Here is a 16,497-nt window from a genome sequence, read left to right on the forward strand (position 1 = left end):
TCACACCTATTTATGACTTAAATTTCCGTATTTAAGGATCGATGGACTTTATCTTCAATGGGACTGATGGTTTTTAATTGAACTGCAACGATCGCTGCAATGAGTGCTTTGATACAATCTCCTGGTATGAATGCCAGAGCTCCTATAAGGCCAGCCCAAATTGATGTATTCGTTACGAGCGCCATAACGGGTGCACCAATTAAACTAACAAGCAAGACACCAAAAACAAAATTAATCATAAATAATTTCCATGTTTTTAGCTTACCCCATACCTTTTCCGTCATAAACCCTATACAGAATGCGGCAATGGGCCAGCTTAGTATGTATCCTGCCCCCGGTCCAATTATAGCAGATAGACCTCCCCGGCCGCCGGATAATAATGGTAAACCTAATGAAACTAATACGATAAATAAAATTAAACTAAGTCCAGCCGTTTTCTTTCCTAAAAAACATCCTGCCAGCATGACACCAAGAGTTTGAGCAGTGATTGGAACAGGAATAAATCCTAAAGGAATGGGTGGAATCAATCCTAATACTCCTATGAACGCTGCAAATAATGCGGCAAATACCATTTCTTTTGTCTTCAAGTGAATACCTCCAAGTATCATTGTAAAACGATTATTCTATTAGCGTCGACATCTAATGATAGAATTATATCCTCAGATTTTATTATTGTAAACTTAAAATTATAATTATAGGTTTACAATAGAAAAAACCACAATCTCTTGTGGTTTCGATAAAGGTATCTATTTTCCTATTTACATTGAAGTTATGCCAGCAGATATTACAAATAACATGAGCAGTAACATGCCTAAGACCATTTGAACAATGGAACAGAGCACAACAAATTTCGAAGACATATTAACACCTGCGATCCCAGACATAATTCCCAATATTCCGGCGCTGCCCCAATATAGATCTGCCCATGGATCTGTCAACTTATATAATTGATCTGTTAAAAAAACAAGTAGAAAACTGATTTGGTAAAGAAATACGATGATCACAAGGATGGAATATATGTACTTTGTTCGTAAGGTGAAACCTGCAAATGTAGGAGCTAACTTTTTTCTAACCAATCGTACAAACAGAAATGCAAGAATAAGTACGATGAACATGAATAATATAACCAATGAACTAAACGCCACATCAACACCCCCTCATCATCACTTTAATTTAAATGAAAAATACTTCATTCATTTCAATTATTAACGTTTATACTGTGTTCATAGTTACATAAGTATTTTACTACATATAAAAATAAAAAAGACTGCAGATCAACTCGTTAAGCTAGTTGATCTGCAGTCTGCCTAATCAAATTCGATTAGGCAAGTTGGTAGACAGCTAACTTACTCTAGTTAGCCTGCCATTTTACTCACCATATTTAGCTGGTGTATACTTCCTCCAGTTCTTCGCGGGAAGGCGGTTCACCTTTTAATTGTTTAAGTACTTTCTTCAGCATCACAGATGCTTTGACTTTTATATCAAGTGCTGCGGAGATTTCAATCTCATATCTACGATTCTTAATTGCTTGCTTCAGATCTTCCACCGTATGAATGGGTTCATTGAAACGATTCACAACGCTTCCATATTGCAGACACTGATGAGTATCGCTACCTGCGACAATGGGAAGACCAAGCTCCTCAGCAAACGGTTCTAATTTCTGACGATTCACTTCTACTCCTTGTTTATATAAATCTTTTGCATTGAGATCCAGTGCATCTAATTGAATGAGCAGTTCTCTATTTAATTGATGCAGCGGAGTTGAATCCCGGAAGGGATGTCCTCCAATTTTTAATAGATGGTACGTATCAGCAAGCTTTAACAGCTGCGCAAATGGGATGAAGTTTTCTTTCGAGGTATATGGTTCAAGCTCCGTTCGAATGGCCAAGATCTTTTCCTTTTTCCCTATCAGCAGAATATGTCCTGTTTCTCTTATATCGACTTCGATTCCTGGGAATACCCGAACCCCATGGGCTTCATAGTAGTGACCATTATAAGGGAAGGCGGAATCAAGTCCTTCATATATCGCTTCATAGTTTTTTGTATTAAAATGTTCGGTTAATGCTACCGCATCTAACCCGTTCAATTTTGCTTCTTGCATCATTTCGTGAAAATAATCCAGTGAGAAATCGGATTGTTTGGATAGTTTTCCGTGGGTGTGTAAATCGATTAACATGTAACTTCATCTCCTTCTAAGTATGTTGATATCAATTAATACAAAATGGATGGGAATTTCAGACCGAACCAGAACAACCAGATGATATAAAGAATAGAAAATGCAATAAAATACAAATCTAGCATGCCGAGTTTAAGATAGGATAATCTCATCTTTTTCACCTCACGGTTATTAAGTCCATAGGTGAACCCTCGTGTTTCAAGTGCTTCAACCGTGGTTCTGGAACGTTTGGCCGTATTTAACATCAGCGGATAGAAACAAAGCACCGTCAGTCGCAGATAATAAATGATGACCCGAATGTAGAGAAAACCAGGCCGATCGGGAGACCTTCCTCTTAGACGGAAAGACAACAGAATTTGATGAAACTCTTCTAATAGAGTAGGTAGAATGCGGTACCCGTATGACAAACTAAATGAGAATGTATCCGGTACACCGAGAGCGGACAGGCCATCACTTAATTTTTCCGGGTCCATACTTGAAAATACAGCGATACTGGCCAGTGAAATCACCGATAACTTCAGCGTTAACGTAAGGAGAGGTAAGAGGGAAGTTAAATCGCCTCCAAACAGCATCGAGAATAAGAACATCCACCCTACTTGACCGGCCAGTCCTAAACATAATATGAATATAAGGATGGAACTAACCCGAGATAACACCGTCATACCTACCATAAGTACGAACATGCCGATTAGAATCGTCCGGTTATGAATAAACCAGGGAACGATGGCAAAAAACAAATACCAAGATAAAAGCGTACGCGGATCAAGCCGCCCGATAAATGTGGTGGAATTACCATAAGCCGTACCGAGTAATTCCAGCTTGATTCGTTCTACAGAGATGCGGTCAAGTGTCTTTTTGACGATTTCCACGCGGTATCCTCTCCTTTCCGTTGAGATTGTTCTCTAGGTGTGTAAAACGAAATGAATTCATCCAGCGAGTAACAAATTTTCGGCAATCCGAGACACCGGCTAAGTTCCATGAGCTGCGTAGGAAGCAGACCCGCTCGTACAAGAAGTCTCTCATCTTCAAAGATCTGTTCCTTCGTACCGTCCGCAATGACAATCCCCTCATGCATCACAATGATCCGGCTTGCCCACTCCGCCACAAGCTGCATATCGTGAGTTGCGATAGCGACCGTCTCAACATGTGATTTCAAAGTAGAGAGTACACTGAGCATCTCCTGCTTTGTTGCAATATCCAAATTTGCTGTTGGTTCATCTAGGAGCATAATGGATGGCTGTATAGCGGCTCCAATCGCTAAAGCTACACGCCGCTGCTGCCCCCCGCTGAGCAGTCTTGCGTCACGGTCCTTAAGTCCAGTAAGGCGGAAGCTTTCGAGTACGCTCTGAATACGTTCTTCCGCATCCGGCAAACGGTGGGCATGAACATAATAACCGACTTCTTTTTCAACAGAGTCCTCAATAAACATCTCTTCGGGGTTCTGATATACATAGGATACATGTCCTGCCATTCGCTCGGGGCTCATCCCTTTTAGCGAAAATCCATTCACATTCAAGTATCCGCCCGTAGGTTTTACGATTCCTGCGATCAGTTTAAGTAAGGATGATTTCCCTGCACCGTTATTGCCGATAATCGCCACGGCTTCACCAGAGTGCAAAGTTACATTCACTCCATCCAGTACAGGGTGCATCTTCTTATGAATGGTGCGATATGATAAACGAACATCTTCTGCCACAACTACTTTTTTTTGAATACTGGGCTCTGTGACCACTGGTGGTTTTTCTATGTTTCCATGAGTCAAGGTTACTTGGCGCGATTGAAACCACTTTTCTCCTTCTGTGATATGAACCGGAAGTAAAGTCCCGCCTTGTGGTAATGATCCGCGATTCTTCAAATCTAGCCATGCTGCTTGAGTCACTTGCGGCGGATAGATCCCAAGCCCAAGTAACGTTTCTACCGAGGATAGAGCTTCCCGAGTTGGACGCTTCCAAGCGACCTTTCCTTGATCCATGAGAACAACTTCCTTACAATAGTCAGCGATAAATTCGGCATGATGTTCGATGACAACAATGGTTTTTCCGTAATCTTCGTTTAAGCGTTTTAAAATATCATAGATATGCCTCGCATGCTGCGGATCAAGCTGTGATATCGGCTCATCAATCACTAAAATGTCCGGATCCATAGCAAGCGCTCCCGCAAGTGCGAGCAGATGTTTTTGTCCGCCGCTGAGTGACCAAATGAATTCATCTTTTACATTAGACAGCCCCATCATCATCAGTGCTTTTTGACCACGAGCTTGATAGTCAGCATAACCGTAGTTGAGCGGGGTAAAAACGACATCATCAAGTACGGTCGGACGAACCAGTTGATTCTCGAAATCTTGGTATACATATCCTACCTTTCTCGATAGTTCCGCAACACTGCTGGTCTCAGACGATTGCCCGCATATGACGGACTCTCCTACGTAATCTCCCGTATAATAATGAGGAATCAGACCATTAAATAGTTTACAAAGCGTGGACTTCCCTGAACCGTTACTTCCAATAATCGCTGTGAAATCTCCAGGGTACATTGTTAACGATACATCACTCAATACAGGCTGCTCAGACCCGGGATATGTAAAAGAAACATGTGATAATTCAATTAAAGGCTCACGCATTTTTCGTATCCGTCCTGTTTGCAGATTTTGAAGCCTTACTGCGAAGGATAGAAATCGTGACGATAGCGATGACAGCAGCTGCTGCAATACTGACCCAGATCAGTGTATTTTCCGAAGATTCGGCAAAAGGAAGCTCCCATTCCCCAAAACTCCATTCCGTCTCGGACATAACTTCAGCACCCACGGCAAGGAGCGCAAGTACTACGCCCATAATGATAAATTTAGGAGAAAGCCAATTAGACATCTCATACTTTGTATCTTTGTGGCGCGGTCTCATTCCAAGAAGCGGTTCGATTTTGCCATATAGACGTGGAACTAGATACAGTGTCGGCAGCAGTGCAAACAAAATACCAGAGAATAAAACATCGTTAAGAAATCCAACACCTTCAATGATTACAATACTTTCAGCTAGCCCTTGAACCGCTTCAAGTTCCTCTACCCCAACCCATACTTTAACCACATCGACGATAGAACTCAGCAATTGATGAATAGCGACTCCTGTCATTGCAGCGATCCCAATCTGCCGTTTATTCGTCGGATCAGACACCATTCGGCCAGCTGTATACATCGCAAGGGAGAAAGTAATGAATTTTTCTACTTCGCCAATTCCTCCGAATTGACCCAGCATCAGCTCACCGAAGATGATTTCTCCAACAGACGCACCTACCGCCGCATAAAGAGGATGAAACAGCATACAAAGGGTGAGTGGAATAAATGCAAAATACTCAACAGACAATTCAATCGGTCCCAGCTGGATGCTGGGTATGAGCTCGGTGAACATGTTAGACAAGCCATACAAGGACATCGACAGTACAAAAATCATCATTTTTTGAGATTGTGTCAGTGTATAGCGTGTAGACAACGTACTCATTAATAAAATCCTCCCTTAACATCTCATAATATAATCTCATTATAGGAAGGAGGCATTAACGCAACTTGGTAGTTTTATCAATGCTGTGTTAACTTTTTTTCATTATTTTTAATGATGTAAAAATATTTACATGACATTTCACCTGTAAGGTAGAGATATAGAATATTTTGCGGGGTGAAATGAACATGTATGAGAATTGGAATAAGAAAACATTTTCAAGAAATCAAAAATTGCTTGCAGAATTTATTCAGCGTAATGAACAGCGTGTGCTCTATTTGACTGAACAAGAAATAGCAGATGAACTTGGAATAAGTATCGCTTCGGTGTCGAGGTTTTGGAAAGCGGTTGGATTTCTAAATGCCAAACAATTCAAAGCAAGACTTCGATTTCGACTGGAAACATCACCCGCGATGAAACTTCAAGAAACGATGAATCTAGTGAAGGAACTTTCCCTGCCGGAGACGCTGTTAAATAGCAGCTTGCACCATTTAAAAGAGACGAGTAAGAGACTTTCTCCTCAGCTGTTAAAGGACGCATCTGACATGATTCAGCAAGCAAGACAAGTATATGTATATAGCCCGGGGCCTTGTATTTCGCTGGCACAATTGTTTGCTTTTCGGTTACGTCGTTTTGGAATAGGCATTCAAATGATGGCGCCGAGCGGTCACGAATTGTTAGAGACCCTTATGCATGCAAGTGAGAAGGATGTCATTCTCGTATTTGGATTTGTTCACCTTCTGCCCGAAATTGAAGTCATTATGGATCATGCGCAAGAGGCTCGTTACCGTATCATCCTAATCACAGATCGTTTCATCTATCCTAGGTTAGATCATGCTGATCTTGTCCTTTATGCAGGGCGAGGCGAAGTTTGGGAATTTCATTCGATGATCGCTCCTATGTATGTAATTGAAAATTTGATTTTACATATTGGGATGAGCCTGCCGGAACATCATGTAGATAAACTAACTCATCTTCAGCAAATGAGAGTTACTTATGCTTCTAAACTTCCTCGGCAATAACACACAAAAAAGGACCATCCCGATAAAGGAATCATCCTTTTCATGTGGTCCTTATTCAATTATTCCTGTACGGATTGTATCAATTTGTGCTTTTCCCTGAATCTTTGTATTCGGAAAAATATCTCCCCACTGCTCGTCGACAAACTTGCCGTCCTTCGCATGACTTCGGTAAAGCTCACCAAAACCAATAATATCGGAATTTACTTTCCGAATCTTATCGAGAAACGATTGCAGATCTTTAGTTACTTCTATGTCTAATTGTTTCTCCAAAGCAATAATGGCTTTATTCTGTTTAAAATCATACACTTGAGATATTTCCTCAATGTTAATATCCATATCTATAGAGGCCTCAAATGTTCTCGATTCCTCGTCTATTAATTTGACTTTTCCTTTATTTTTAATAATACTAAACACTACTTTTACTTCGTCTGTATTTTCATCATTGAATTCTGTCAGGAAATACTGATCCATTCCGCTTTTTTTCATATCTTTTTTCTTAATGATAGCTTCATAAAGAAAGGGTGTTCTTTTCCCTTTTAGTGCTTTTAGAAAAAAACCTTCTTTTGGGGATGCTTCTCCTACGATGTCCCCGCCATGTAACAAAGAGAGCGAGTTGATTACAATTTCCTCCCCTTCTCTTTTTAATGTTGGGATTGCGAAATCTAATGTATTCGTGTCCCTGAAATATGTGAAATCGTGAAGCGTTAACTCAGGTACCCAGTTAAATTTCGTATTATGATCAAGCAAACTGTTAAGTGACATCCCGACATTCTTATATTTCTCATACGGGTGTGTTAACAAATCTTCTGTAGAACCGTCTACGATCGCAATCTTAATCATATCTCCAAAAAACGGATCCCGACTTAAAACATAAACCTCATTCAACATTTTTAGATCAAAGATCGCTTTATTTAATAAAACGACCCTTGTTTGGCCTGTTGCAATTTCATTCGGCAGCTTCTCATTGAGTTTCCTCCGCGCAGATTTACTTGTCTCCGCTTCTACCGTGACTATATGACTGGTATCTTCCGCATGCTCCTCCGACTCTAATAGAGTCGCCGTTACTTGAAAAGAATGATTTTCTTTTGCGTCATAGCCAATAGCAAGGGTAAGGGATTGCTGCTCTAGTATATTTGCTTTAGGACAGCCGCTAAGAAGAAACATAACGAGTAGGAATAACAGGATCCGCAGGTGCTTCATTATGTATGTTCTCCTCCTTTTCGCTGTTTCTTTTTACGCCATGCAAATACAATAAACACGATGCAACAAAGCAATGCTGGGTAAATAAAAGAAAAAAAGATGCTGCTTCCTTCAAGTCGAATCATAAAATCTTTCACTTCAAGACGCTTATGGAATACAAACGACATCAATAGAATGATAAAAAACACGGCGATTAAAATGGGTTTTGGGTTTAACTTCCACATTCTCTTACAACCTCTTGTAATCAGCCATGTATTTAACAGGATTCCGGAAAGAATGACTAACATCCATACGGAGATAACGATAAACTCCAGCCGTTCCAGGTAAGGATACTCGACGATTTTGAGCATATTTAGGGACGGCCAGAGAGATCGTAATAATTGATCTGGAGCAAAGTACCCGATCGATATAACCATAATAAAAAGGTATAGAACGTTACTGAATAAAACTGCGAGTTGTGAATGTAACATAACTCGGTTCTTATTCAGTATAAACGGATAAACCACCGTAATAATCTCAAATCCTGCCAGACTAAATCCCATTCTCACTGCGCCGTTCATTATGTCCCAAGCGCTTGAATCAAACACAGGAAGCAGCTGTGTCCATATTGCATGCTGTATCGAAGAATGAAACAGGATGAGAGTCAGCACCGTAGCTATAAAACTAAACAAACATATGCCAGCAATGACTCTTATTCCTCCCATCGCTGCATAAAATGCTAAACAGCTGATTAAGATGAACAGCACCCAAGTTGGTATATCAGGAAATATCCAAGCCTGAACTACAGAAGCATAGTTTCTCATCACCGCAAAGGTAACGAGAAAGTAGTACACGATATAAACCAAATTAAATACCATACCAATCCATTTGCCATACAGGTCGTAATGAATGCCAAATAGATCAGCCGTTTTATATTTCTGCAATGTACGGACGATAAGCCACATGATCAAATGGGTAACAACCCCAGCAATAATAACGGAGATCCATGCATCTCGCATGGAAGCTTCATATACTATTCTCTGGAAAGTAAATATCCCTACCCCCACCTGGGTATTGGTTATGATAAAGAAGAGAAGGTATGCATGGAGCATCATATTTTTAGGTGGAAAGACATTAATCTTCATAGCTCTACCTCCCGATCAATCATCATTGTCAGATTTCAACTTCTTCATCCATTTGGATCTCCAAGAAGAATCATTCCTTTTCGTTAAATCCGTTTGATATGCAAACTGTGTAGAATTTGTAATCAATGTGGCATTAAGCATCCCTTTGGTATCCGGTGGATAGAGAGGATACAGGTATGGTTTACCATAACTTGTCATTTTCAGCAAATGAATCAACAAGAAGATAGCAAAGAAAGCAATGCCTATTAACCCTAAAGCCCCGGCAGCGATCAGCATTGGGAATCGTACAAAACGAATGGTAGAACCCATCATATAGTTTGGTGTCGTAAAAGAACCAAGTGCGGCAAGGGCAACGAGCATGACGAGTGTATTGCTTGTAAATCCTGCTTGAACGGCAGCTTGACCAATAACGATACCACCTACGATACCCATGGTTTGTCCCACTTTTGTCGGCAGACGCGCCCCTGCTTCTCTTAATAATTCAATGGATGTTTCCATAAGCAATGCTTCTAAGAGCGGCGGAAACGGAACCCTTATTCTCGTACTGATTAGCGGCTCTAACAAGGGTACAGGAATCACTTCATAATGATATGTTAAGGCAGCTACATACATCGGTGTGAGGAAAATCGAGAAAATAAAAGCAATCGCTCTTAATAAGCGAGTGAATGTTCCGATTCCCCACGTATTGTACCGATCTTCTACCGAGTAGAAGAAATCAAAAAATGTGGTAGGACCAATAATAACTTGAGAGTTCCCTTCCATTAAGACAACAACCTTCCCCTTTAATAAGGCGCGCGAGGTAAGGTCTGGTCGTTCGGTTAATGACATTTCTGGAAAAAGTGAATATTTATTATCCGTTAAAAGCTTCAGTAATAACGGACTTCCAAAAAAACCTGCTACTTTCCGCCTTTCGATCCGCTTTCGGATCGTCTCAATAAACGGAAGGACATCGGGTGATTGGATATAAAGCATCGTTGCTACCGTGTTGGTTTCTGTATTTAACTGAATTTCTTCTTGAATTAACTTCGGACTTGTAATGTAGGAACGAAGTAGTGCAATATTTTTCCCCATGGACTCGGTAAATGCCATCATTGGTCCATAAATGGTGGTTTCATTCTCAGCGTTGGCCGGTGAACGAGCAGGAATATTAGCTACACTCACAAGAATCCCTTCTCTGCTCCCTTCCATGAAAACAAGAGCATAACCGCTTAGCAGATTCTTGATTGCATCTGACATTTGCTCAAACTTTTTACAATCGCCGATGGCAATCTGATCTGAAACAGAATCAATGTCCTCATAATGAGTTTTCTCTATAATTTTTCCAATGACATTCTGATTGATCTGCTCACAGTCCACCATACCAGACATAAAACAAATAGCGATTTTGTCACCGACTGGCTTTGTAATCAGTCCTTCACTTTCGTTTAATAACGTCTTCAGTTGTTTTTCGATCTGCTTGCTATAATCTGACATAATGGCTTTATCCTTTTCCCTCATCGTTTTACACCACAGCTAATATTCTCCACTATGGAGCATACATAATATGTCCGTATCATCTTCGATTCATTCATAAATCATGACATTGCATTGAGATGAGTTCCATGTAAACGCAAAAAAACCGCGGAGTTTTCCGCAGCCTCTTAAAATCCCAATTGATATAACCAAGCTATGATTTGTTCTTCCCGGTTTTTCAAAATACCATTCACTTTATTATATTGGCCCAGGTGCAGCTGTGCAGTTATCTTTCCATCCAGCATATAAAGTATTCGTTCCGCGTTAGCCGCAACTTTTGAATCATGTGTTGCAAGCAATATAGTCGTTCCTTCTTGATTTATCTCATTCAAAATCTCCATGATTTCGCCCGCAGACTTAGAGTTCAGTGCACCTGTCGGCTCATCACCGATCACCATCAGTGGTTCATTGATAAGTGCGCGGCAGATCGCAGCCCTCTGTAATTGCCCACCCGATACCTGGGTGATATCACGATCTGCAAGAGATAAGATACCTGTTCTACTCATTAACTTATCAGCTCTTTTATTAATCGTATTACGGCTGAGTTTCTTTGCACGATATGCAGACAAAATGATATTGTCACGAATATTCAAGTTTTTTAGCAGGTGCATCTGCTGAAAAATAAATCCCATCTTCGTAAGCCTTACTTCTGCCAATTCCTCCTCAGACCGATCAGCAATTTCTTGCCCTTCAAAGATAACACTTCCCGAACTTATTTTATCCATACCGCTGATCGAATAAAGCAAGGTTGATTTACCAGAACCGGAAGGACCCATGATTGCAACAAACTCACCAGACCAAATCTGCAAGTGAATATCTTGTAACACGGATTGCCGAAAACCTTGGCTATTTACATAAGTTTTGTTTAGCTTCTTTGCTTCTAATATAAGCATACCGTCCCCCCTTTTCACTTGGCAATTTGTTCAGCAATACTGTGTTTGTTCTGTGCGCGAGTGTTCAATAAACTTGTCATTGATATCATAGCTAAGAAAAAAAGCGGATAAAGAACATAGGTGAGGAATGGATTAAATTCTAAATTAATTTTTGGAGCCCCCATAAATGAACCTGCTGCATGAACAAGCCCCTGCCCAATAGTAACCGTACCTACTGTTCCAATAATAATCCCCATTCCTCCTAGGAAAAGCATTCTTATTAAAAACTGAATTTGGATATCCCGGATTGTAAAACCGAGACTTCTCAGCATCGCGAGTTGAGTCGCTTCCTTTGCTAACAGCATTTTTAAAAATAAAGACGTAACGAGAACCGTAATAGACAAAGAAATAACAATTGCAAAAATAGTGACAACCTGGAGTTGTCTAATTGTATTGCCTAAGGTTTGTGTGAGGTAGCTTTTTAGGTGAGTTATTTTCGCCGGATAAAAGGCTTCTGTGAATTGATCTACTTTCTCGTCCACGGAAACATCTGGTTTAACATCTAAGGCGATGACATGCCATATCACATTTTTTGAATCATAAGGTATTTGTGCTTTCGCGGTTCGACCCCCATTCGTTATATCTTGATAAATTCCACTAACCCTCATTTTCATTTGACCCTCGCCTATTTTTATAACAAGCGTGTCATTCACCTTTTTGTTCAAGTCCTTAGCCAGAAGAGCAGAAAGCACAAGTTCATGAGTCCCTTTTGGAGCTGATCCGCTCATATAAGACAAAGGAAAAATCGTAAAGTCACCTGTTTCCACGTTTACACTCTCCCAAATCCCTTCATCTTTCTGTATCTTATAGCGGGAGGTGATTAGTGGAGAGAATTTTTCTATGTCGGGATCATTATTTAACGCGGTTGTTATCTGTGAAAATGGTTGCAGAGTGTTGGCTGATTGCGGCAAGTCAATACGGATATCACTCTGCCCTACCCCTAAATAAGAAATGAAGCTAGGCATCTGTAGCGTATGCAACAAACCTAGCGGCACCATAATAATAAATACATTCAATGCATAAACGAAAAACAGTAATGTATACAGGGTGATTCGTCTGAAGATATCCTCTATTCCGAGGAAAACGTTTACTCCTACATATTTATATCTGCTAAGCTGTACTCTTCCGATCGGATTTTTTGACTTCATAGAAATACTTGACCTCAGGGACTCTACTGCTGATATTCGATTTAATTTTCTAAGCATGGCTCTGCAAGAAAAGACAACAATACAGAAAGTTAGACCAACAGCCAAAAAAGGAATGACATAAGAAATCAAGCTTCTCGTGACTGCGCCTAAATACAGGCTAATATTAGCGGTGACTAAATTCATGGTTAATAAGGATAGTAAATACCCACATAACGTTGCTAGTGCGGAGATCACAATATATTTTGCAAGATAGATTCGTTTGATATCGAGGGTAGGTAGACCTATAGCTTTCATGACGCCAATCTCTTGATAATCCTCCTCCATCGTTGCGGCAATGGTAAGTCTTAAGCAAAGTAAAGCGATAACCATTAATAGAAGACTTACAATAATAATGACAATAGCTATCATTCCATCGGTAAGTGCGTTCAACAAAGTGATTAATGAATAATCAATGGCAGGACCCTTATTTGGCATATTGGATGAGAAGTAGTTACTACTAAAATCGCTCAGTTTACTAAGATCGGTTAGTCGAAATTCAATGAGGTATTCTATATCTCCCCCATTTTCTTTAAGTACAGCAAAATCCTCTCTACTTATGACAAAACGCTTTGAACTGACCATAGCGGAGTTCATTTGTGCATCACGAACAAAATCAACAATTGTAAACTCTCGTTTGAAACGCTCTGTTTGAATGAGGACCATATCTCCAAGTTTGAGGTTCTTCTGCTGCATGTAATAAATAGGCACTGCAATCTCTCCTGGGGCCACCTGAATAACTTGATTCTCTAAATTCAATAAAAAATCGAAAGAAGCCGCTCTGCCTTACAAAACCGATATCCATCACACTATTAGCTTCGGGCTGTTCTGAAGATCCTATAAAAACATTTGACCCGTCCATTCTAAGCATCTCTACCGTCTGCTGTTCCTTAACAAGAGGATCGGTCTTCACGAAATCTTCGATCCCTTTTTCATCGATGGGCCCTGCATGCATTTGTACAAAATGAGGAGCTTTAGATAGCGACAACAAATTGTTTAGCGAACTCGTTAGTTCCATAAGGACATGTGAAGCAGTAGCCATGAGCAAGGCCGAGAGCATAATAAAGACAAATAAGATCGTTGTGATGATTTTATTTCTTTGAAAATCTCTCTTGACGATGTGCAGCAGCATAGATCGGTACCTTCCCCCTTCTTCTTAAATCAGCTACATATTCTCTAGTGCTCGGATCGATTTCATATGTGGAATAATAAGAGAAAGGATCACAATGAGGAACCCGCAGATGATGAACAATAATCCTGTACCTCGTCCCTCCCCGGTCCCAATAATATTACCCAAAGCAGGAACAAGGGGTCCTCCTTCACGTAATAATGGATTAAATACAAAGTCCGCCAGAGTTCCAGCAAGTGCATACGACGCTACATAACCAAGCTGGGAAAGTATTCCGATCATGCCCCATGCTCTTCCCTGTGCTTCACTAGAGATTTTTCTGCGAATCATCACATCGGCACTTGTATTAATAAAAGGAAGCGCAGCAAAAAATATAAATCCGGACACGGATAGAAAGAAAATATTCGTTGATATTCCTAATAGGGAAAAGAAGATGCCAGCAAAACCAAGACCTATGGTTAGCACAGTGATGTAGTTTCTTTTTATATTAAATATACCTATAATCAGGCTGCCGATCAGCATACCGGATGCGCTTAGAGACATAATGGTACCAAGGGTTCTGGAATTCATATAAGGCAGGAGCATCGGAGTAAATAGTGTCTGGAGAAGGCCCATATAAAAAGTAACAATGGAAAGAATGATCGTAATCTGCAGAACACCTTGCGAAGCTATAAGGATATCCCAGCCATCTTTCAGGTCTTTGACAAACGTTACTTTCATTCTCGTTTTTTGTATTACACGCAGATTTCTTTTTACAAAGAACACAGCAAAGAGGGTAATGAAAAAGGTAGCAATGTCGATGACGAGTATTTTGCTAACATCCATAATTGTGAGGAGTATTCCGGCAATAATGGGGGAGAGAAGATATTTAGAGGCGCCGGCGAGTTGTACAAGTCCACTAGCTTTAGCAAACAGTTCTTCCGTTAGTAGGTCCGTTATCGTAGCTTTGTAAGCAGGTTCTAGCAAGGAGACAAACATGGAGCTAAACATCACTCCAATACATATTTGCCACAGCGCCGGTTCACCCAGCAACATCACGATAAGTATAAATAGTAGGCCAAACGCAGAAAATAAATCGCCAATAATCATCATTAGACGTCGATCAAATCGATCTGCAAATACTCCGCCAACAGGTCCAAGGATAATGATGGGGAGAAAAGCACATAACGTGACCATTGCCACACTACTAGCCGTTCCTGTCATCTGGTATACATATACACCGAGCACAAATGCTGTCATACCGCTGCCAATACTGGATATCCATTCTCCAGCCCACAGTACCATAAAATACCCAAAAGATTTATTGACCTGTGTCTGCGTCTCCAGATAGCTCCCCACCTTTCAGCATTAAAAATCTATTCAAACATTTGGGACACATAAGAAAAACTTCCTCTCTCTGCCCCTAGTGTCGACTCCATAATATATATAAAAGCCTGGATCTTTTGTACCATTTCTTCAGGTGTCCATTTGAATATTCCTTCATCAAACAAAAACTGGGATGAACTAAGCAGAAACTCTATTGATTCACGAGGATAAGGGGTGCTAAAGAGTTTTTGCTCGATTCCCTGCTCAATCACTTCGGTCAAAATAGGTGTTAATTGCAATATGGTTTCCGTGAGACTTTTCTGATGGATCTGTGCATTATCAGGTTCATGAAACTCTTCAATCATCTGCCTTTTGCTCGGGGTATTTGGCTTTTGCGCCATAATGATCTGGAGCAATTTTTCGTGGACAGTGAGCTCCTCATTCGTCGCAATTTTCTTGGCAGCTATAACTCCCGTCTCGATAAACCGCATCACAACCGCATCCATCACTTCTTCCTTTGATGTAAAGTAATAATAAAATGTACCTTTGGCGATACCAATAGCCTGCAACATATCATTCACGGTAGTTTTGCTGTATCCTTTGGTGAAAAACAGTTGTTCAGCTGTATCCAAGATTTCATTTCTACGGTCTTCCGGATCCTTTGTGACTCTCATCCATTCTGCCTCCTGTTCAAATAACTGACTGACGGTCGGTCTACTAATGATTATACAAAATAACCATATTATGTCAATATTTTAATTTCTAGATTAACGCAAAAAAACCGCAGAGTTTTCCGCGGTTCCATTTAAATCAATGTTTTTGATTGATTTTACTTTTTCATCATTTTACTAAGATACAAATTCAGGAGATAATTATATTTATCTGCATGTTTTTGTTCATCCGTGATAATTTCATAAACCATATCTCGATAATACTGATTAGACATTCCCGCTCTGATATTCCGGTAGCGTTCGACTGCGGAAAGCTCTCCGAACAGCGCTTTTTTTACTCCTTCTATATAAGAATTTGGTTTCTCGAAATCAACATCAGTTGGAGTAGTGATGGTTTGTCCTGTAAGGTCCTGATAGATTCTTCGGAACATTTGATTATGCTTACGCTCGTCATTGCGAATACTCTCAATGACTTCTTTTTCTTCCTGGGACGGCGCTTCTGAAATTAAGTAATCGTAAAACAGCTCATCCTCACGTTCGCCGCTAACCGCTTTTTTAATTAAAGCCAGCGCTTCTTCCAGTGATTTATAAGTAGTCATTTCCTGACGCATCTGCCCGTATGGATCATAAGAAGGATAATAAGAAGTTGGAGTAACTGAACAATATCTTACTGGATAATACGTATTGTAATACATGGGTTCCCCTCCGGTATCGTTTGGTTTTCACTCCAATATATTCGGAAGTGGGCGCTTCG

Annotated in this window: 16 protein-coding genes; 1 reads left to right on the top strand and 15 read right to left on the bottom strand. The window is 40.3% G+C overall.

What is annotated here, in order from left to right:
- Nucleotides 1-17 precede the first annotated feature (17 nt).
- The 6 genes from QPK24_RS13845 to QPK24_RS13870 all read right to left on the bottom strand — a co-directional run bounded on the left by QPK24_RS13845 (nt 18) and on the right by QPK24_RS13870 (nt 5,667).
- Nucleotides 18-587: a biotin transporter BioY gene (locus QPK24_RS13845; protein ID WP_285741997.1), complete on the bottom strand. Its 570-nt coding sequence runs from the start codon at nt 585-587 to the stop codon at nt 18-20.
- Nucleotides 588-758: 171 nt separating this feature from the next.
- The gene (locus tag QPK24_RS13850; RefSeq protein ID WP_285741999.1) at nt 759-1,145 is read right to left on the bottom strand and encodes a hypothetical protein; all 387 of its coding nucleotides are present in this window, start codon (nt 1,143-1,145) and stop codon (nt 759-761) included.
- A 236-nt stretch (nt 1,146-1,381) separates the two neighbouring features.
- The gene (locus QPK24_RS13855; protein WP_285742001.1) at nt 1,382-2,176 is read right to left on the bottom strand and encodes a PHP-associated domain-containing protein; all 795 of its coding nucleotides are present in this window, start codon (nt 2,174-2,176) and stop codon (nt 1,382-1,384) included.
- A 35-nt stretch (nt 2,177-2,211) separates the two neighbouring features.
- Nucleotides 2,212-3,045: an energy-coupling factor transporter transmembrane component T family protein gene (locus QPK24_RS13860; protein WP_285742003.1), complete on the bottom strand. Its 834-nt coding sequence runs from the start codon at nt 3,043-3,045 to the stop codon at nt 2,212-2,214.
- Complete coding sequence (locus QPK24_RS13865) at nt 3,006-4,796, bottom strand: ABC transporter ATP-binding protein (protein ID WP_285742005.1); 1,791 nt, start codon at nt 4,794-4,796, stop codon at nt 3,006-3,008. Before QPK24_RS13865 ends, QPK24_RS13860 begins: the two co-directional genes overlap by 40 nt.
- On the bottom strand, nt 4,789-5,667 hold the full coding sequence (locus QPK24_RS13870; protein WP_285742007.1) for a DUF8171 family membrane protein: 879 nt from the start codon (nt 5,665-5,667) through the stop codon (nt 4,789-4,791). The genes QPK24_RS13865 and QPK24_RS13870 overlap by 8 nt, the downstream gene beginning before the upstream one ends.
- Nucleotides 5,668-5,852: 185 nt before the next feature.
- On the opposite strand from QPK24_RS13870, the gene QPK24_RS13875 reads away from it, so the two are divergent.
- Nucleotides 5,853-6,686 carry a MurR/RpiR family transcriptional regulator gene (locus QPK24_RS13875; protein WP_285742010.1) on the top strand — a complete coding sequence of 278 codons (834 nt, stop codon included), beginning with the start codon at nt 5,853-5,855 and terminating at the stop codon, nt 6,684-6,686.
- Between the two features lie 51 nt (nt 6,687-6,737).
- Here the strand turns inward: QPK24_RS13875 and QPK24_RS13880 are convergent, their stop codons facing one another.
- The 9 genes from QPK24_RS13880 to QPK24_RS13920 all read right to left on the bottom strand — a co-directional run bounded on the left by QPK24_RS13880 (nt 6,738) and on the right by QPK24_RS13920 (nt 16,438).
- Nucleotides 6,738-7,886 carry a Ger(x)C family spore germination protein gene (locus QPK24_RS13880; RefSeq protein WP_285742012.1) on the bottom strand — a complete coding sequence of 383 codons (1,149 nt, stop codon included), beginning with the start codon at nt 7,884-7,886 and terminating at the stop codon, nt 6,738-6,740.
- On the bottom strand, nt 7,886-9,010 hold the full coding sequence (locus QPK24_RS13885) for a GerAB/ArcD/ProY family transporter (protein WP_285742014.1): 1,125 nt from the start codon (nt 9,008-9,010) through the stop codon (nt 7,886-7,888). The genes QPK24_RS13880 and QPK24_RS13885 overlap by 1 nt, the downstream gene beginning before the upstream one ends.
- A gap of 15 nt (nt 9,011-9,025) precedes the next feature.
- Nucleotides 9,026-10,483: a spore germination protein gene (locus QPK24_RS13890; RefSeq protein ID WP_285742017.1), complete on the bottom strand. Its 1,458-nt coding sequence runs from the start codon at nt 10,481-10,483 to the stop codon at nt 9,026-9,028.
- Nucleotides 10,484-10,650: 167 nt separating this feature from the next.
- On the bottom strand, nt 10,651-11,415 hold the full coding sequence (locus QPK24_RS13895) for an ABC transporter ATP-binding protein (protein ID WP_285742019.1): 765 nt from the start codon (nt 11,413-11,415) through the stop codon (nt 10,651-10,653).
- A gap of 14 nt (nt 11,416-11,429) precedes the next feature.
- A complete protein-coding gene (locus QPK24_RS13900; protein WP_285742021.1) occupies nt 11,430-13,349 on the bottom strand; it encodes an ABC transporter permease in 1,920 nt (639 codons plus the stop codon).
- Nucleotides 13,255-13,770, bottom strand: coding sequence for a hypothetical protein (locus tag QPK24_RS13905; RefSeq protein WP_285742023.1), 516 nt, complete (start codon nt 13,768-13,770; stop codon nt 13,255-13,257). The genes QPK24_RS13900 and QPK24_RS13905 overlap by 95 nt, the downstream gene beginning before the upstream one ends.
- Nucleotides 13,771-13,803: 33 nt before the next feature.
- Nucleotides 13,804-15,051 (bottom strand): MFS transporter, encoded by a 1,248-nt coding sequence (locus tag QPK24_RS13910; RefSeq protein WP_285742025.1) that lies wholly within the window; start codon nt 15,049-15,051, stop codon nt 13,804-13,806.
- 71 nt (nt 15,052-15,122) lie between these two features.
- A complete protein-coding gene (locus QPK24_RS13915) occupies nt 15,123-15,746 on the bottom strand; it encodes a TetR/AcrR family transcriptional regulator (RefSeq protein WP_285742027.1) in 624 nt (207 codons plus the stop codon).
- A gap of 155 nt (nt 15,747-15,901) precedes the next feature.
- A complete protein-coding gene (locus QPK24_RS13920) occupies nt 15,902-16,438 on the bottom strand; it encodes a ferritin-like domain-containing protein (protein ID WP_320416894.1) in 537 nt (178 codons plus the stop codon).
- Nucleotides 16,439-16,497: the final 59 nt, after the last annotated feature.

The sequence above is a fragment of the Paenibacillus polygoni genome (assembly GCF_030263935.1).
Classification (GTDB): Bacteria; Bacillota; Bacilli; order Paenibacillales; family Paenibacillaceae; genus Paenibacillus; species Paenibacillus polygoni.